Raw genomic sequence first — 17405 nt, 5'->3', positions numbered from 1 at the left:
CACCGCGAGCGCCTGAGCCTCGACGGGCGCGCCCGTACCGGCCTCCGGTACGGGCGCGCCGCTTTGCGACTGCCTGACGGACCGCGCTACTTGACCCCGGCCTGCGCGCAGGCCTCCGCGTACTGCTGGGTGCAGATGTCGGACGCCTTGTAGAGCCCGCCGCCGACGACCGTGGCCTCCACCTTCGACTTGGTCACCACGATCGGGGTGAGCAGCAGCGAGGGGATCTTCAGCCCGCCGCTGTCGGTGAGCGTGGCGGCGGTCGTGCTGATGTCCATGCCCTCGGCCAGCTGGACGGCGATGCTGCCCGCCGCATCGGTCTCGGGCTTGTACGGCTTGTAGATGGTGTACGCCTGCTCGCCCGTGAGCACCCGACGGACCGCGTCGAGGGAGGCGTCCTGGCCGCCGACCGGCACGTTCTTGACGCCCGCGGCCTTCAGGGCCTCGATGACGGCGGCGGCCATGCCGTCGTTCGCGACGTAGACGGCCTGGATGCCGTTCTTCCCGAGGCTCTGGATGGCCTCGTTCGTCTTCTCCGCGGCCACGTCCGGCTTCCACTCGCCGGACTGCTCGTAGGCGATCTTGACCCGGCCGTCCAGTGCCAGGTGCGCGCCCGCCTTGAACTGCGCCGCGTTGGGGTCGGATTCGGCGCCGTCGATCATCACGACGTTGGCCGAGGAGGCCTTCGAGCCGAGCGCGTCGAGCAGGGACTGGCCCTGGAGCTGACCGGTCTGCTGGTTGTCGAAGGAGACGTACGCGGCGACCTTGCCCTGGGCCAGCCGGTCGTAGGCGACGACCTTCACGCCCTTGGCGTTGGCGGCGTCCACCCACGGGGCGGTGAGCTTGGCGTCGACCGGGTCGAGCAGGATGACCTTCACGCCCTTGGCGAGCATGTCGTCGAACTGCTTCTTCTGAACGGTGGCATCGCCGCCCGCGTTGGCGTAGCTCACCGTGCACTTGGTGCAGAGGCCGGTCACCGTCTGCTCGATCAGGGGCTTGTCGAACGCGTCGTACCGGGTGGAGGACGTGCTCTCCGGCAGCAGCAGACCGATGCCCTCGCCGCCTCCGCCACCTCCCCCGCCTCCGCCGGCCGCCGGCGTCTGGCCCGCCACCGTCTGGCCGCAGGCCGTGAGGGCGAGTGCGAGCGACACGGCGGCTGTGCCCGTGGCCGCGAGACGCATGGGTCTGATCATGATCGGTGGTGCCTCCTGTACGGCGCCGCAACCCTGCGGCAGGGGACGGAGTCAAGCGCCACCGTGCGAATGCGTCAATGCGGGAGGGATCGTTCGTTATGCCCCTGCTCGATTCGTTATGGGATGAACAGGACTTTCACAGTTCCTTGGGTTGTTCGCGGGGGGGGGAGAGATCGAATGCCGAGATGGCGGGAGACCCGGGGAAACGGGCTCCCGCCACCGCGCCGACCTGGGCGTCAGCTGTTGATGCTGTAACTGTCGCCGTAGACCTTCCACTTGAGCGGCGGGTTGAGGTCGAAGTTCTTGGCGTTGAGGAACACCGACTGCTCGGTGTCGACCCGGCTGGTGTCGGAGTGCGCCTCCTCCTTCTTCATGACCACCTTGCGGGCGTCCAGGAAGGCCTTGAGGTAGGTGGCCTCGTCGCCGCCCTGGGCGGGCGTCCTGGCCTTCTTCATGGCGGCCGCGCGGATGCCGCCGAAGCTGTCCGAGCTGTCGCCGGGGCCGTGCATCACGATGGCGTCGTAGTAGGCGAACTGGCCGAGAGCACGCAGGCCGTCGGCCTTGGCCTGGTTGACGGCGGGGTTGAAGTACACCCGGTCGCGCTCGTCGTTCTGGGCCTGCTGGAAGACCGGGTCCTTCGCGGCGGTGGCCCAGTCCTTGACGAACGGGGTACCGAGGCCGGAGTGCGAGGCGCTGCCGTTGACCTTCTTCAGCGCGGGCAGGTACTTGGCGAGGACGTTGCCGGGCTTGAGGTCGGCGTAGTGCTGGACCAGGTCCAGCATGTCACCGGTACCGGAACAGAACCCGATGATGCCGGCGGTGTAGCCGCGGCCGTCACCGATGTCCTCGATGTACTTGTACTGGGCCTTCCAGTCCAGCGAGGAGTTCTCGGCACTGGACACCAGCTGCATCGCGATGTCCTTCTTGTGCGGGTCGTCGAGGCCGACGCCCTTGAGCTGGACGGACGTTGCGGGCGCGGGCGCGGCCTGGGCCACCGAGGTGGCCGCGACGGTCAGGGGCGCGGCCACCAGGGCGGCGGCGAGGGCTATGCGGAGGGTGCGACGGGGCTGAGGACGCATGGGGACGCTCCGGTTCCTCGTAGGTTAGGAAACCTTCCTAACGAGAAGGAAACGCCCAGGAACCCCGGTCCCGCAAGGGTTTTGACAATGCGACTTCAAGGAGCTTCGAACGGTGCAGGTCAGACCGCCCGGCGGCGCACCCACCAGACCGCCGCCGCGCACAGGGCCACGGCGAGCAGGGTCGTCCAGCCGAACTCGATCCACTGGAACGGCCAGAACCGGTCGGCCGGCTGGTACACCTCGTGCATGGTGTAGCCGCCGTCGTGCACCAGGGACTGCAGACGGTCGTAATCACCGCCGAGGTGGTAGAACTCGGACTCGGAGAGCCGGTTCCCCGCCGGGTCGGAGTACCAGACGCTCAGCACCCAACGGTCGTCCGTCGCCAGCGACGTCATGGCGCGCACCGGCTCGTCCAGCGGGGTCATGTAGTGCGAGCGCACGGCCTGGGCGAGGAACGGCAGGGCGACCGAGGCCACCAGGCCGAGGCCCACCGCGAACACGGTGCGACGCAGCACCGCGCCGGCCAGCGCCGCGACCCCGAAGGCCACCAGCACCCGGCCGATCAGCACTGGCGGCGCCTCCACGAAGAGGTCCGGGTGGAACTGTCCGCCCATGAGCTCCAGCGGCACGCTCCACCAGCGCAGCACCAGCCCGAACAGCGCCGCCACCACGGCCAGCACCGCGCCGCCCAGCACCAGGCCGCCCGCCGTCCAGCGGGTCCGTCCGGCCCCCTGGGTCCAGGCGAAGCGCACCGTGCCGTGCTCGAACTCCCGCGCCAGCAGCGGGCCGCCGAGGAACGCGCCGAAGACGCCGCCGAGGACGTAGGCGACGCTGCCGAGCATCGGCATGCTGTCGGCGTACTGGTGCAGGAACCGCTTGAACGTCGCCGCACAGGCGGCGGTGGCCGGGTCGCAGGAGCCCGCGCCGGTGCGGTCCAGGCCGTCGTGCAGGTACCAGCCGTGCGCCAGCAGGACGAGCGAGATCACGCCCATCACGGTCAGCAGGGTCAGCAGCGCCGGCCGGTGGCGCAGCCCGGCGGCCCGTAGGACGGCGGAGCGGGGCGGGGCGAGGGCGATCGAGCTCACGACAGTACCTTCTGGTTCGTCCGGACGGCCCCGCGCGGGCCGGGCAGGGCGGAGGCGGTCGGCTCGCGCAGGTAGGCGAGCACCAACTCCTCCAGGCCGACGCGCTGTTGGCACCAGCCGCCGGACACCGGCGCGTCCAGTCCGCCGGTGCGCACCAGCAGGTGGGACTGGCTGCCGGCCCGGCGGTCGCGGACCACCGGGAGGCGCTCGGCGACGGCGTCGGCCTCGGCGGTCGGGCCGGTGAGCATCCGGTGGTCGGCGATCAGGTCGTCCACCTCCCCCGTCACCTGCACCCGGCCGCCGGCCAGCACCACCAGGTAGTCGCAGCTCTGCTCCAGCTCGTTGACGGCGTGCGAGGAGAACAGCACCGAGAGGCCGTCCTCGGCCACCGCCGTGAGCAGCACGGACATGAAGTCGTGCCGGGCGAGCGGGTCGAGCGCGGCCAACGGCTCGTCCAGGAGCAGCAGTTCGGGCCGCTTGGCGAGGGCCAGGGCGAGCGAGACCTGGGCCTGCTGGCCGCCGGAGAGCCGGCCGTACTTGCGGTCCAGCGGGATGCCGAGGCCGTCCAGATGGGTGCGCGCCCGGCTCTCGTCCCAGCGCCGGTTGAGGTGGCGGCCCATCGCGAGCAGGTCGCGTACGGGCAGGCCGGGGTAGAGCGCGGCGTTCTGGGCGACGAAGCCGATCCGGTCCAAGGCCTCTGGCGAGCCGGGGAGTTGGTCACCGAGGACGGTCATCGCGCCCTCGCTGGGCAGGGTGAGCCCGGCGGCCAGGCTGAGCAGGGTGGTCTTGCCGGCGCCGTTCGGGCCGACCAGGGCCACCACGTGCCCGGCCGGGACGGCGAGGTGGCAGTCCCGCAGGGCCCAGGAGCGCCGGTAGCGCTTGCCGATGCCGCCGCAGTCGATCACGGTGTCGGTCGTCATCACGCCACCACCCCGTCGCGCCCCTCGCGCAGGTCGCGCAGCGCGTCCTCGAACACCGCGACCATCCCCCCTTCGTCCAGCCCGGCGGACCGCGCCGAGCGCATCCAGTCCAGCAAGCCTCGCCGCAGCGCGGCCCGTTCGCGCAGCGGCACCACTCCGGCGGGCAGTCCGCGCACGAAGGTGCCCTGGCCGCGCCGACCGGCCGCCAGGCCGCGGTGTTCCAGCTCCCGGTAGGCCTTGAGCACGGTGTTGGGGTTGATCGCCAGCCCGGCGACCACCTCGCGCACCCGGGGCAACCGGTCCCCCTCCGCCAACCAGCCCATCCGCAGGGCCTGTTCGACCTGCTGCACGAGTTGCAGGTAGGTCGGGACGCCGGAGGCCGGGTCCAGGCGGAACTCGATGGGCGAGGGCTGGTCTTCAGCTTTATCTACTTCCATAGGTAAAGAGATAAAGGATCGTGTGATGAGTCGTCAAGTCAGAGAAGTCGGAGAAGGCGGGGAAGGGCCGGGAAGAGGGCCGGCGAGGGCCGCCGAGGACCGGGAAGGAACGGGAAGGAACGCCGAAGGGCCCCGCCCCCGCCTCGCGGCAGGGGTGGGGCCCTCTCCGGGCACTACGGGATCAGGCGCCGCGCAGCACCGCGCCGGTGCGGCTGACGGCCTCGGCGACGGCCGCCTCGCGGGCGGCGGTGGCCTCGTCGGCGGTCAGGGTGCGGTCGGTGGCGCGGAAGCGCAGCGCGTACGCCAGCGACTTCTTGCCCTCGCCGACCTGCTCACCGGTGAACACGTCGAACAGCCGGATGGCCTCCAGCAGTTCGCCCGCGCCCGAGCGCAGCGCGGCCTCGACCTCGGCGGCCGGGACGGCGGTGTCGACGATCAGCGCGACGTCCTGGGTGGCCACCGGGAATCCGGAGACCGCCGGGCCGTCGACCTTCCGCGAGCCGTCGGCCGTCAGCAGGTCGATGTCGAGCTCCATCGCCGCCGAACGGGCCGGCAGCCCGAGCGACTTGACCACACGGGGGTGCAGCTCACCGGCGTGGCCGACCACCCGGTCGGTGCCGGCGACCACCAGCTCGGCGCAGCGGCCCGGGTGCCAGGGCGCCAACTGGCCCCGGCGCACGGTCAGCTCGACGCCGGCCGCACGGGCCACCGTACGGGCCGCCTCGATCGCGTCCGCCCAGGAGGCCTGGTCGCCCTTGCCCCACCAGCCGGACGGCAGCCGCTCGCCCGCGAGGGCGACGGCGACCCGGCGCGGCTGGTCCGGCAGCGCGGCGTCCAGCGCGGCCAGCTCCGCGTCGCTCGGCCGGCGGTCGACGGCCGGGCGCGGGGCCACGGTCAGCTCGTCCTTCGGCAGGAACACGGTGCCGGTCTCGAAGATCGCCAGGTCGGTGTTGCCCCGGCCGATGTTGCGGCGCAGCGCGCCGAGCAGGCCCGGCAGCATGGTGGTGCGCAACGACGGTTCCTCGTCGTTGAGCGGGTTCACCAGCGTGACGGTCCGGCGGCGGCGGTCCTCCGGCTCCAGGCCGAGCGCCTCGAAGGCGGCCTCGCCGAGGAACGGGTAGTTGTTGACCTCGACGTAGCCGGCCCCGGCCAGCGCCACGCCGATCCGGCGGTGGACGCGCTGGGCCTCGGTCAGGCCCTTGCCCGGCGGGACGTTGGGCATCCGGGCGGGGACGTTGTCGTAGCCCTCCAGCCGGATGACCTCCTCGGCGAGGTCGTACGGGTCGGTGAGGTCGGGCCGCCAGGCCGGCGGGGTGACCTCCAGGACGTCGGCGCCCGCGACCGAGCAGCCGACCTCCTGCAGGCGCCGGGTGACGGTCTCGCGGCCGTACGCCGTGCCGGCCACCCGGTCCGGCAGGTCGGCGGCGATGGTGATGGTGCGCACCGGGTGCGGGGCCGCGATGTCGGTGACCCCGGCCTCGGCGGTGCCGCCGGCGATCAGCACCAGCAGGTCGACGGCGCGCTGCGCGGCGGCGCGGGCGGCCTCCGGGTCGACGCCGCGCTCGAAGCGCTTGGACGCCTCGGAGGGCAGCTTGTGCCGCTTGGCGGTGCGGGCGATGGAGACCGGGTCGAAGTGCGCGGCCTCGATGATCACCTCGGTGGTGCCCGGACCGGCGGCCGGGTCGAGGATCTCGGTGGAGGCGCCGCCCATGACCCCGGCCAGGCCGATCGGGCCGCTGGCGTCGCAGATCAGCAGGTCCTCGGCGGCGAGCTTGCGCTCGACGCCGTCCAGGGTGGTGAGGGTCTCGCCCTCGGCCGCCCGGCGGACCGTGATCGGGCCGCTCACGCGCTGCTTGTCGTAGGCGTGCAGCGGCTGGCCGACCTCCAGCATCACGTAGTTGGTGATGTCGACGGTCAGCGAGATCGGGCGGATGCCCGACTTCTGGAGGCGGCGCTGCAGCCAGATCGGCGACTTGGCGGTCGGGTCGACACCGATGACCGTGCGGGCCACGAAGCGGTCGCAGCCGGCCGGGTCGTTGACCTTGACCAGGTAGCCGAAGGAGTTGGCCGGCGGCACGTCGAGCAGCGCCGGGTCGGCCAGCGGCAGCCCGTACGCGGCGGCGGCCTCGCGGGCCACGCCGCGCATCGACAGGCAGTAGCCGCGGTCCGGGGTGACGGCGATGTCCAGCACCTCGTCGACCAGCTGGAGCAGCTCGATGGCGTCGGTGCCGGGCTCGTACTCGGGCGGGAGCACGATGATGCCGTTGTGGTCGTCGCCCATGCCCAGCTCGCGGGCGGAGCAGATCATGCCGGCCGAGGTGTGGCCGTAGGTCTTGCGGGCCGCGATCGGGAACGGGCCGGGCAGCACGGCGCCCGGGAGCACGACCACGACCTTGTCGCCGACCGCGAAGTTGGTCGCGCCGCAGACGATCTCCTGCGGCTCACCGGTGCCGTTGGCGTCGCCGACGTTGACGAAGCAGTGCCGGATCGGCTTCTTGAAGCCGGACAGCTCCTCGATGGAGAGCACCTCGCCGACCACCAGGGGGCCCTTGAGGTCGGTGCCGAGCTGCTCGACGGTCTCGACCTCCAGGCCGGCCCGGACCAGGCGCTCGGCCACGTCGCGGCCGGTCTCACCGGCCGGAAGGTCGACGTACTCGCGCAGCCAGGAAAGCGGGACGCGCATCAGATCTCCATCCCGAACGGGAGGGTGAAGCGGACGTCACCCTCGACCATGTCGCGCATGTCGGCGACGTTGTGACGATTCATCAGGATCCGCTCCAGGCCCAGGCCGAAGGCGAACCCGCTGTAGCGGTTCGGGTCCACGCCGCAGGCGACCAGCACCCGGGGGTTGACCACGCCGCAGCCGCCGAGCTCGATCCAGCCCTCGGAGGAGCAGGTGCGGCACGGACGGTCCGGGTTGCCGACGCTCTCGCCGCGGCACACGAAGCACTGCAGGTCGATCTCGGCGCTCGGCTCGGTGAACGGGAAGTACGAGGGGCGCCAGCGCAGCTCCAGGCCGCCGCCGATCAGCTTCTCGACCAGCACCTCGATGGTGCCCTTGAGGTCGGCGAAGGTGATGCCCTCGTCGACGGCGAGGCCCTCGACCTGGCGGAACACCGGGGTGTGGGTGGCGTCCAGCTCGTCCGTCCGGTAGACCCGGCCGGGGCAGACCACGTAGACCGGGGGCTCGCGGTGGAGCAGGGTGCGGGCCTGGACCGGGGAGGTCTGGGTGCGCAGCACCACGCCGGAGTCGGCGGAGCCGTCCGGGGCCTGGACGAAGAAGGTGTCCTGCATCGAGCGGGCCGGGTGGTCCGGGCCCAGGTTGAGGGCGTCGAAGTTCAGCCACTCGGCCTCGACCTCGGGGCCCTCCGCGACCTGGTAGCCCATCGCGACGAAGGTGTCCTCGATGCGCTCGGCCAGCGTGGTCAGCGGGTGCCGGGCGCCGCGCGGGGCGCGGTCGTACGGCAGGGTGACGTCCACCGCCTCCTCGACCAGCACGCGGGCGTCGCGCTCCGCCTCCAGCTCGGCCTGCCGCTTGGCGAGCGCCTGGTTGACGGCGCCGCGGGCCTGGCCGATCAGCTTGCCGGCGGCGGCCTTGGCGTGCGGCGGAAGGGCGCCGATCTCGCGGTTGGCGAGGGAGAGCGCGGAGCGGTCGCCGGTGTGGGCGACCTTGGCCTGCTTCAGCTCGTCCAGGGAACCGGCGGCGGCGAAGGCGGCGATCGCCTCGTCCCGCGCCTGCTCCACCACCTCGGGCTTGAGTGCCTCGACCTCGACAGGGTCGTACGACTTGTTGGGTGCCGACATCTCTATCTTCCCGTGCTCCTGCTCGTCCGTACTCAGGTGTGTGGGCTCGCCTTCGCGTCACGCCCGGCGGGGCCGGGGCGCGGGCAGCCGGTCTCCGTGCTGACGGGGAGGGTGTCCGCGGCACAGCCGCACAGGGCGTTGCGCAACGCCAAAGGTCGAGTGTAGTCGCAGCGCGTAGCGCGGCTGTCGTCAAGCCCGTCCGGCGAAGCCCCCGCGCTCTTTCAGAGCATGCTGTGTCAGTCGTTCATGCTCTTTCAGAGCATGAAGTCGGGCACCCCGGCGGGCAGGATAAATCGGAACCGGGCCCCGCCACCGGGCGCGCGGTCGACCCGGATGGAACCGCCGTGGGCCTCCACGATGCCCTTGACGATGTAGAGCCCGAGGCCGGTGCCACCTCGCTTGGAGCCCCGCCAGAAGCGGGTGAAGACGCGCGGCATCGACTCCTCGGGGATGCCGCTGCCTTCGTCGCTCACGGTGACCGCTGTGCCTTCCACGATGCGGGGCGGGGTGCCGGAGCGCTCCCAGACGGGCGCCTCGACGACCTCCTTGGCCGGTGCCACCTCGATGGTGACAGTTCCCTCGCCGTGCCGCACCGCGTTTTCCAGCAGGTTGGCGAGCACCTGGTCGACCTTGTCCGGGTCCGCCCACAGCACGGTGAGCGGCTCGGTGATCCGGATGTCGAAGCGCTCCTCGGGGATGCCGGTGGCCACCTTGCGCTCGACGTGACGGCGCACCGCGGCCACCAGGTCGACCACCTGCTTGCGCAGCTCCAGCCGTCCGGCGTCGATCCGGGAGATGTCCAGCAGCTCGGCGATCAGCCGGGTGACCCGGTCGGCGTCGGCGTCCACCGTCTCCAGCATCAGCCGCTTCTGCCCGTCGGTGAACCGCTCCCACTTGGCCAGCAGCGTCGCCGTGAAGCCCTTGACGCTGGTCAGCGGGGAGCGCAGCTCGTGCGCGACGGTGGCGATCAGCTCGGCGTGGCTGCGCTCGGTGCGGCGCCGGGCCTCGGTGCCGCGCACGGCGACCACCAGGCGCTCCAGCGGCCCCTGCGGCACCGCCCGGACGTACCGGGCGGAGACCAGCACCTCGCGCCCGCCGGGCAGCAGCAGGTTGCGCTCGGGCTGGCCGGTGCGGATCACCAGGCCGCCGTACGGGTCGGTCAGCTGCCACCAGCGGTGGCCGTCCAGGTCCTCCAGCGGCAGGACGTCCTCCAGCGCGAGACCGAGCGCGGCCTCCGGGAGCACCCCGGTGAGCCGGGCCGCGGCCCGGTTGAAGCAGACCACCCGGCCCAGCGCGTCGGCGACCACCAAGCCGTCCGGCAGGTCGTCCGGGTCGAGCTCGGGTCCGCTGCCGACCATGGGTTGCCTCCCCGATTACCCACCGTGCCGTTCCCCCCACCGAGGCAGACCCTAGCGCCTCGCAGGCCCCCGCAGTAGGGCTTGCAGCGTGAGAACGCGGCGCGCCCGGGGCGTGTCCTGCGGGTTCTCGCCGGATCAGGGCCGCGGCGTCAGCCGTTCGAGCGGCAGCCGCCGGGCGAACGCTGGGCCCGGGCGGAGGCGTACAGGCAGACGGCCGCGGCGGTGGCCAGGTTGAGGCTCTCCGCGTGGCCGTGGATCGGTACCCGCACGACCTCGTCGGTGAGCGCGCGGGTCTCCTCCGGGAGCCCCCAGGCCTCGTTGCCGAACAGCCATGCGCCGGGCGCACCGAGGGTGCCCTCGTCGAGCTCCCGGTCCAGGTCGCGCTCCCCCGCGCCGTCCGCGGCGAGCACCCGGATGCCGGCCGCGCGCAGCTGCCCGACCGCCTCCTCGACCGGTACGCCGACCGCCACCGGCAGGTGGAACAGGCTGCCCACGGAGGCCCGGACGGCCTTCGGGTTGTACAGGTCCACCGAGGCGTCGGTGAGCACCACGGCGTCCGCGCCGGCGGCGTCGGCGGTGCGCAGCACGGTGCCGGCGTTGCCGGGGTCGCGCACGTGGGCGAGGATCGCCACCAGCTTGGGCCGGGCCGCGAGCACCTCGGCGAACGGGGTGTCGATGAAGCGGCAGAGCGCCACGATGCCCTGCGGGGTCACGGTGTCGCAGATGTCGGCGATCACCTCGTCGGTGGCGGTCAGCACCGGCAGCCCCTCGGCCAGGGCGGCCTCGACGATGTCCGCGTGCCGCTCGGCGGCCTCCAGGCCCACGTACACCTCGACCACGGCGTGCTCGGCCGTCCCCGGCAGCTTGCCGAACCCGACGGCCTCCCGGACGGCCTGCGGGCCCTCGGCCAGGAAGCGGCGCTCCTTGGTGCGCTGGTTCCGCTTGGCGAGTCGGCGGGCGGCGACGACGCGCGGCGAGCGCAGGGAGGTGAGCAGGGGGGTCTCGGTGCTCGGCATGGTCTCGTTCTCTGGAGGCACGGGGAGGGCACGGGGGACGGAAAGCAGAACCGGACCCGCAGGAGAGCCTGCGGGTCCGGTCAGAGCTCAACCGATCTCGGAAGATCAGGCGGCGTCGGCGGCGGCCTTCGGGGCGTTCACGTCGGCCGGCAGCGCCTTCTGGGCCACCTCGACCAGGGAGGCGAACGCACCCGGGTCGTTGACGGCCAGGTCGGCCAGCATCTTGCGGTCAATCTCGACGCTGGCGGCCTTCAGGCCCTGCACGAAGCGGTTGTAGGTGATGCCGTTGGCACGGGCCGCAGCGTTGATGCGCTGGATCCACAGCTGACGGAAGTCGCCCTTGCGCTTCTTGCGGTCGTTGAAGTTGTAGACCAGCGAGTGGGTGACCTGCTCCTTGGCCTTGCGGTACAGGCGCGAACGCTGGCCACGGTAGCCGCTGGCGCGCTCCAGGATGACCCGGCGCTTCTTGTGGGCGTTGACTGCCCGCTTGACGCGTGCCACTTGATTACTCCTTGGGTTGGACCACGGACTACTTCACGTGGTCCGTCATTCGAATGGGTCGGGAAGGATCAGCTGCCCCGCACACGGCTCGCGCCGGGCGGGAGGGCGATCACTTGCCGAGAAGCTTCTTGATCTTCTTGGCGTCAGCGGGGGCCAGCTCGACGGTCCCGGCCAGCTTGCGGGTCAGCGTCGAGGGCTTGTGCTCCAGGAGGTGGCGGCGGCCGGCGCGCTCGCGCAGCACCTTGCCAGAGCCACTGATCTTGAAGCGCTTGCTGGCGCCACTGTGCGTCTTCTGCTTCGGCATTTCGCCGTATCTCCTCGTCAGTCCCGTCCACGCCCGCGCGACCTGCGCCGCGCGGGCGTGAACTGGATGGATCTGTGGTGACCGGGCGGGGCGCCCCGTCACCCTGGGGGCCGACCCCCGGACTGCCGTGAGCCTTGCGGCTCAGGCGCCCTGGGAAGCGGCCGGCTGCTCGACCGGGGCCTCGGCCTCGGCGGCCGGCGCCTCGACCGGGGCGTCCTGCGCCTCGGTCACGGCGTCGTCGGCCACCAGGTCCTCGTCCTCGGTGACCAGGTCCTCGGCCACCGCGTCGTCATCCGCGAGGTCGGCGTCGGAGCCGGGGGTCCGGCCCAGTCGCTCGGCCTTGCGGGCGTCCGCGAGGGCGCGGGCCTCGGCCATCGCCTCGGTCTTCTTCTTGTGCGGGCCAAGGACCATGATCATGTTCCGGCCGTCCTGCTTGGGCGAGGACTCGACGAAGCCCAGGTCCTGGACGTCGTCGGCGAGCCGCTGCAGCAGACGGAAGCCCAGCTCGGGGCGGGACTGCTCACGACCGCGGAACATGATCGTGATCTTGACCTTGTCGCCCTGCTTGAGGAACCGAACGACGTGACCCTTCTTGGTGTCATAGTCGTGCGGGTCGATCTTCGGCCGGAGCTTCATCTCCTTGATGACCGTGTGCGCCTGGTTCTTGCGCGCCTCACGGGCCTTCATGGCCGACTCGTACTTGAACTTGCCGTAGTCCATGAGCTTGCACACCGGCGGCCGGGCGGTCGCCGCGACCTCGACCAGGTCGAGGTCGTACTCCTGTGCGAGCTCCAGCGCCTTGGCAAGCGGCACGATGCCGACCTGCTCGCCGCTGGGACCGACAAGTCGCACCTCCGGGACGCGAATCCGGTCGTTGATGCGGGGCTCGGTGCTGATGGGGCCTCCTCGGTTGCACCTTCTGCGATGCGGCCGTCGGACGGCGGTCGCACGTAGTGGACTCGACCACTGGGCGGGGCTTCATTCGTGCTGCGCTGCCCGATGCCTCTCGGCATCGCGTGCACCGCGACACGAAAAAAGCCCCGCTCGGTACAAGCGGGGCTCCACACAACCGGGGGCGGCATCCGGTGAGGGACGCTGCGGGCGACTCGGCGCCTCGGCGCCCGTCGCGGACCGGGACCCGTCGACCGTGAAGTCGACCAGGTGGGAGACTTTCGCGGTTGCCCTCTCGGGCCTCCTCGCAGTGGAGCCTCCACTTGCTGGCCAGGTGCCCATGAGGGATCCCGGCCGGTCAGTCTCGAAGCTTACAGCGTCGCGCTGTCGAACGCTATTCCGCCCCGGCGCACTGCCTTCCCGGCGGCTTCCGGGCCCCTTGTACGCTCCACCCTGTACCCACACCGCACGACGGAACGAGCCCCCCTTGAGCAGCGAGCCCACCCAGACCCCCGGCACGGACGACGACGCGATCGGCTTCGACGACCTCACCCGCGACATCGCCGAGGTCCCGGCCGTCGAGGTGATCACCACCGTCGCGGTGCACCTGATGAGCGCCGCCGCGGTCAAGTGCGGCCTGGCCGAGGGCGGCGAGAAGGACAAGGACCTGGACGAGGCCCGCAAGCTGATCACCGCGCTCGCCGGACTGGTCACGGCCGGCGCCCCGGAGATCAGCAACTTCCACGCGGCCCCGCTGCGCGACGGACTGCGCTCGCTGCAGCTGGCCTTCCGCGAGGCCTCCCTGGTGCCTGACGCGCCGGGCACCGGGCCGGGCGAGAAGTTCACCGGGCCGGTCTACTCCTGAGACCGATCCGACCGGGGCCCGCAGCTACGAAACCTCGTAGCTGCGGGCCCCTTCGTCGCTCCTACCGCCGGTACGTCGTTCCTACCGCCGGTACAGCGGCTCCCCCGGCAGCTGGGCACTCTCCGGCAGCACCGCGAGGTCCAGCCCCCGGTCCAGCCGCACCCGCAGCACCGGGTCCCCGGCCACCGCCCGGCCGACCCGCTGCGCGGCCTCCTGCAGCCCCCGCTGGTCCAGCGCCGGGTCGAAGACCACGGCGAGCACCCCGTCCGAGTCCTCCGACGGCGCCAGCAGCCCGCTGAGCACCTGCGGCTCGGCCGCCAGCAGCACCCGGACCGCCTCCCTCACCTCCGGGTCCCGCACCGGCGGCAGGTAGGGGCGGTTCTCCGCCAGGGCCCGCAGCCGGGCGCCGCTCAGCAGGAACGGCACCGGCCCGGCCGGGTCGATCAGCAGCGTGTCGGCGCGCTCGGAGAAGGCGACCATCGCGGCCTGCGGGGCCGCCGTCGGCGCCGGACGGGCGTCGGCCCGCCAGCGGGTGAGCGCCTCCAGGGACGTGAAGGCCGGCAGCGCGCGGCGCCCGTCCGGGGCCTCCAGCACCGGCACGGCCATGTCGCTGCTCTTGTCGTGCCGGTGCCCGTGCTCGTCCACCTCGACCTCGCCGAGGATCGCCACGATCGGGACCATCAGCCGGGTCGGGGTCAGCGCCGCCAGCACCTCGGGCTCCACCGCGCGGTCCTGCGACCAGCGGGCGAGGGCCTCGGCGAGCGCCCGGTCCGCCGTGCCGTCGTCGTCGGAGAAGCCGGGGTTCGGGATGCTCTTGCCGGCGAACGCCGGGTTGGGGAAGTCTTCGCGGTCCACCCGGCCGACCCTATGCCACCGGCCGGCGCCGACCGCATTTCCCCGCACGACCTCTACCCACCGGTAGCGCGCTGTGGCAGCCTGCGCGCATGGTCATCCTCGTTGCGCGCACCCCTGTCACGGACCGGCACCGGTACGACCGGGCCACCGCCCACCTGGACGGGCCGGTGGCCGTCGTGGACCTCGACGCCTTCGACGCCAACGCCGCCGACCTGGTGCGCCGGGCGGGCGGCAAGCCGATCCGGGTGGCCAGCAAGTCGCTGCGCTGCCGGGCCCTGCTGGACCGGGCGCTGGCCGTGGACGGCTTCCTCGGGGTGATGGGCTTCACCCTGGACGAGTCGCTCTGGCTGGCCCGTACGGGCGTGCGCGACGTCCTGCTCGCCTACCCCTCCACCGACCGCGCCGGCTACGCCGAACTGACCGGGGACCAGGAGCTCGCCGCCCGGGTCACCGTCGTGCTGGACGACCCGGCCCAGCTGGACCTGATCGACAAGGCCCGCACCGGTGACGCCGAGGTGCGGGTCTGCCTGGAGCTGGACACCGCGCTGCACCTGTTCGGCGGGAAGGTCCGGGTCGGTGCCCGGCGCTCGCCGCTGCGCACCCCGGAGGAGCTCGGTGCCTTCGCCGAACTCGTCCAGCGCCGCCGGGGCTTCCGGGTGGTCGGCTTGATGGCGTACGAGGGGCACGTCGCCGGGGTGGGCGACCGGGTGCCCGGGCGGCCGCTGCGCTCCCAGTTGGTCCGGCTGATGCAGAACAAGGCCCGGACCGAACTGGCCGAGCGGCGCGCGGCGGTGGTGCGGCGGCTGCGGCAGGTGGCCGAGCTGGAGTTCGTCAACGGCGGCGGCACCGGCAGCGTGGAGTCCACCGCGGCCGAGCGGGCCGTCACCGAGGTCGCCGCCGGATCCGGGCTGTACCAGCCGCAGCTGTTCGACAACTACCGGGTGTTCCGGGGCCGTCCGGCCGCACTGTTCGGCCAGCCGGTGGTGCGCCGCCCCGGCGTCGGGGTGGTCACCGTGCTCGGCGGCGGCTACCCGGCCTCCGGCCCGGTCGGACCGGACCGCTCGCCGATGCCGTACCTGCCGCCGGGGCTGCGGTACGACCCGATGGAGGGCGCGGGCGAGGTGCAGACCCCGCTGCTCGGCCCGGCCGCCGACGACCTGCTGATCGGCGACCGGGTCTGGTTCCGGCACGCCAAGGCGGGCGAGCTGTGCGAGCGCTTCGCCGAACTGCACCTGATCGAGGGGGACCGGATCGTCCGGACCGTCCCCACCTACCGGGGTGAGGGGAAGACGTTCCTCTGACGATCCGTCCGGCTCTGCCCTACCGTGGTGCCGGGCACGACCAACCACGAGGGGGCGCCATGGAAGCGGAGATCGTACAGCAGATGGTGACGTCGGGGGCCTCGTCGCTGGCCGGACTGATGGCCACCGCGGCCTGGTCGCAGGTCAGTTCACGCGTCGCCCGGATGTTCGGGCGCGGCGAGGAGGACGAGGCGACGAGCGCCGATCTGGAGGTGATCCGGGCCGAGGTGGTGGAGGCCGGGGACGACGAGGACGCGCTGGCCGACCAGACGGCCGTCCTGCGCACCCGACTGCGCCGGCTGTTCCGCGAGCACCCGGAGGCGGCGGACGAACTCCGGGAGATCCTGGCCGAGTTCATTCCCCGGCAGGAGCCCGGCTCGACGTACATCTACAACACGGTCAGCGGCGGCAACAACGGAGACGTGATCCAGGCCGGCATCATTCAGAAGGTGCAGCGCTGACCTTTCCGGAGCCTTAAGCGGGCCCGATGGAACACCTAACCCCGGTGTCCCGTCGGGCCTTTGCGCTGCTCGGGAGCCTACAGTGCGTCAATAACCGCACCACTCCCGGCTATTGCCTTCTGGTCCAGACCAATCCTACGCTCTGGCCGGGGCCCGCGATCCGGGCCGGCGGCCCCGAACGGGCAGGCGTGTCCGCTCCCCCACACCCGCCCGGAACGACGGTCAAGGAGTCCCCACCCCATGTCCATCAAGCGAACTGCCCTGTCCGTCGGCGTGGTCGGCGCCGCCGTCCTCGCGATGGCCGCGACCACCGCCGGCACCGCCAGCGCCCACGGCACCATGACCGGCCCGGTCAGCCGGATCGCCGCCTGCTACGCCGAGGGCCCCGAGCACCCGGTGTCCCAGGTGTGCAAGGACCTCGTCGCCGCGAGCGGCACCCAGCCGCTGTACGACTGGAACGAGGTCAACATCGCCAACGCCAACGGCAACCACCAGGCGCTGATCCCGGACGGCAAGCTCTGCTCGGCCAACCGCGACAAGTACGCGGCCCTGGACTGGCCGCGCACCGACTGGCCGGCCACCCCGGTCACCGCGGGCAGCTTCACCTTCCAGTTCCGCACCACCGCGCCGCACGTCGGCACCCAGACCGTCTACATCACCAAGCCCGGCTACGACCCCACCAAGCCGCTGAAGTGGTCGGACCTCGACCCGACCCCGGTCGCCCAGGTGCAGGTCGACCGCACCGCCGTCAACGGGTACTACACCTACCCGGGCACCCTGCCGCAGCGCACCGGCCGCCAGCTGCTCTACATGATCTGGCAGCGCAGCGACAGCCCGGAGGCGTTCTACAGCTGCTCCGACGTCGACTTCGGCAAGGCCACCACGGCCGGCGCCCCGGCGGTCTCCTCGCTCGCCGCCCCGGCCGCGCCCAGCGACGCCCAGATCGCCGCCGACGCCCCCAAGTCCACGGTCGCCCACCACGGGCACGGCGGGGACCCGAACGCCCCGGCCGGCCAGCCGATCCCGACCACCTCCGCCGCCGTGGCCGGCACCTCCGCCACCGGTCCGCTGCTGCTCGCCGGCGCCGCCGCGCTCGGCGTCGGCTGGGCGGGCATGGTGCTCCGGCGCCGTCGTGTCGAGGCTGTTCGACGCGACTCCTGACGCCGGACGACGCGGGGCCGGGCCGGCCCACCCCCGTCCGGTCCGGTTCCGCGCCTCCCGGGGCCCGGGACGGACCCGGGCCCTGACGGCGACGGCCCCCCCCCGGGGGGTTACACCCCCGTTGGGCCGCCAGCGGTGATGAGGCCGGGGCGCAGGGTGTGGTGGTAACGGAGC

General features: G+C 72.4%; 17 protein-coding genes. 4 read left to right on the top strand and 13 right to left on the bottom strand.

What is annotated here, in order from left to right; all coding sequences use genetic code 11:
• Positions 1 to 86 precede the first annotated feature (86 nt).
• The 12 genes from ACFWIS_RS26040 to infC form a co-directional block, all read right to left on the bottom strand.
• Positions 87 to 1181, bottom strand: coding sequence for a substrate-binding domain-containing protein (locus ACFWIS_RS26040; protein WP_380462592.1), 1095 nt, complete (start codon positions 1179 to 1181; stop codon positions 87 to 89).
• 248 nt (positions 1182 to 1429) lie between these two features.
• The gene (locus ACFWIS_RS26035) at positions 1430 to 2272 is read right to left on the bottom strand and encodes a chitosanase (RefSeq protein WP_380462594.1); all 843 of its coding nucleotides are present in this window, start codon (positions 2270 to 2272) and stop codon (positions 1430 to 1432) included.
• 119 nt (positions 2273 to 2391) lie between these two features.
• Positions 2392 to 3357, bottom strand: a complete 966-nt coding sequence (locus ACFWIS_RS26030) for a hypothetical protein (RefSeq protein ID WP_380462596.1) — start codon at positions 3355 to 3357, stop codon at positions 2392 to 2394.
• Positions 3354 to 4277 (bottom strand): ATP-binding cassette domain-containing protein, encoded by a 924-nt coding sequence (locus tag ACFWIS_RS26025; protein ID WP_380462598.1) that lies wholly within the window; start codon positions 4275 to 4277, stop codon positions 3354 to 3356. Before ACFWIS_RS26025 ends, ACFWIS_RS26030 begins: the two co-directional genes overlap by 4 nt.
• On the bottom strand, positions 4277 to 4714 hold the full coding sequence (locus tag ACFWIS_RS26020) for a GntR family transcriptional regulator (RefSeq protein ID WP_380462600.1): 438 nt from the start codon (positions 4712 to 4714) through the stop codon (positions 4277 to 4279). The genes ACFWIS_RS26025 and ACFWIS_RS26020 overlap by 1 nt, the downstream gene beginning before the upstream one ends.
• A gap of 181 nt (positions 4715 to 4895) precedes the next feature.
• The gene (gene pheT, locus ACFWIS_RS26015) at positions 4896 to 7397 is read right to left on the bottom strand and encodes a phenylalanine--tRNA ligase subunit beta (protein ID WP_380462602.1); all 2502 of its coding nucleotides are present in this window, start codon (positions 7395 to 7397) and stop codon (positions 4896 to 4898) included.
• Positions 7397 to 8518 (bottom strand): phenylalanine--tRNA ligase subunit alpha, encoded by a 1122-nt coding sequence (gene pheS, locus ACFWIS_RS26010; RefSeq protein WP_380462604.1) that lies wholly within the window; start codon positions 8516 to 8518, stop codon positions 7397 to 7399. The genes pheT and pheS overlap by 1 nt, the downstream gene beginning before the upstream one ends.
• Positions 8519 to 8772: 254 nt before the next feature.
• On the bottom strand, positions 8773 to 9876 hold the full coding sequence (locus ACFWIS_RS26005; protein ID WP_380462606.1) for an ATP-binding protein: 1104 nt from the start codon (positions 9874 to 9876) through the stop codon (positions 8773 to 8775).
• 149 nt (positions 9877 to 10025) lie between these two features.
• The gene (locus ACFWIS_RS26000; protein ID WP_380462608.1) at positions 10026 to 10892 is read right to left on the bottom strand and encodes a TrmH family RNA methyltransferase; all 867 of its coding nucleotides are present in this window, start codon (positions 10890 to 10892) and stop codon (positions 10026 to 10028) included.
• A gap of 105 nt (positions 10893 to 10997) precedes the next feature.
• Complete coding sequence (gene rplT, locus ACFWIS_RS25995; RefSeq protein ID WP_030055649.1) at positions 10998 to 11393, bottom strand: 50S ribosomal protein L20; 396 nt, start codon at positions 11391 to 11393, stop codon at positions 10998 to 11000.
• Positions 11394 to 11502: 109 nt separating this feature from the next.
• Positions 11503 to 11697 (bottom strand): 50S ribosomal protein L35, encoded by a 195-nt coding sequence (gene rpmI, locus ACFWIS_RS25990; RefSeq protein WP_030055648.1) that lies wholly within the window; start codon positions 11695 to 11697, stop codon positions 11503 to 11505.
• Between the two features lie 141 nt (positions 11698 to 11838).
• Entirely contained in the window at positions 11839 to 12594 is a 756-nt protein-coding gene (gene infC, locus ACFWIS_RS25985; protein ID WP_380462617.1) for a translation initiation factor IF-3, read from the bottom strand.
• A 481-nt stretch (positions 12595 to 13075) separates the two neighbouring features.
• Between infC and ACFWIS_RS25980 the strand changes: the two genes are divergently transcribed.
• Positions 13076 to 13453 carry a DUF1844 domain-containing protein gene (locus tag ACFWIS_RS25980; protein WP_360230223.1) on the top strand — a complete coding sequence of 126 codons (378 nt, stop codon included), beginning with the start codon at positions 13076 to 13078 and terminating at the stop codon, positions 13451 to 13453.
• An 81-nt stretch (positions 13454 to 13534) separates the two neighbouring features.
• On the opposite strand, the gene ACFWIS_RS25975 is transcribed toward ACFWIS_RS25980, so the two are convergent.
• On the bottom strand, positions 13535 to 14308 hold the full coding sequence (locus ACFWIS_RS25975) for an SseB family protein (RefSeq protein WP_380462610.1): 774 nt from the start codon (positions 14306 to 14308) through the stop codon (positions 13535 to 13537).
• 89 nt (positions 14309 to 14397) lie between these two features.
• Between ACFWIS_RS25975 and ACFWIS_RS25970 the strand changes: the two genes are divergently transcribed.
• The 3 genes from ACFWIS_RS25970 (at position 14398) to ACFWIS_RS25960 (ending at position 17231) form a co-directional block, all read left to right on the top strand.
• Entirely contained in the window at positions 14398 to 15609 is a 1212-nt protein-coding gene (locus ACFWIS_RS25970; protein ID WP_380462611.1) for an alanine racemase, read from the top strand.
• Positions 15610 to 15668: 59 nt separating this feature from the next.
• On the top strand, positions 15669 to 16070 hold the full coding sequence (locus ACFWIS_RS25965) for a hypothetical protein (protein WP_380462613.1): 402 nt from the start codon (positions 15669 to 15671) through the stop codon (positions 16068 to 16070).
• Between the two features lie 240 nt (positions 16071 to 16310).
• Positions 16311 to 17231: a lytic polysaccharide monooxygenase gene (locus ACFWIS_RS25960; RefSeq protein ID WP_380462615.1), complete on the top strand. Its 921-nt coding sequence runs from the start codon at positions 16311 to 16313 to the stop codon at positions 17229 to 17231.
• The last annotated feature ends 174 nt before the right edge of the window (positions 17232 to 17405 follow it).

The organism is Kitasatospora sp. NPDC127060 (genome assembly GCF_042724935.1).
In the GTDB taxonomy this organism is placed as follows: Bacteria; Actinomycetota; Actinomycetes; order Streptomycetales; family Streptomycetaceae; genus Kitasatospora.
Note: the sequence above shows the minus strand (reverse complement) of the source record. Positions and strands in the feature narration are given on the sequence as shown.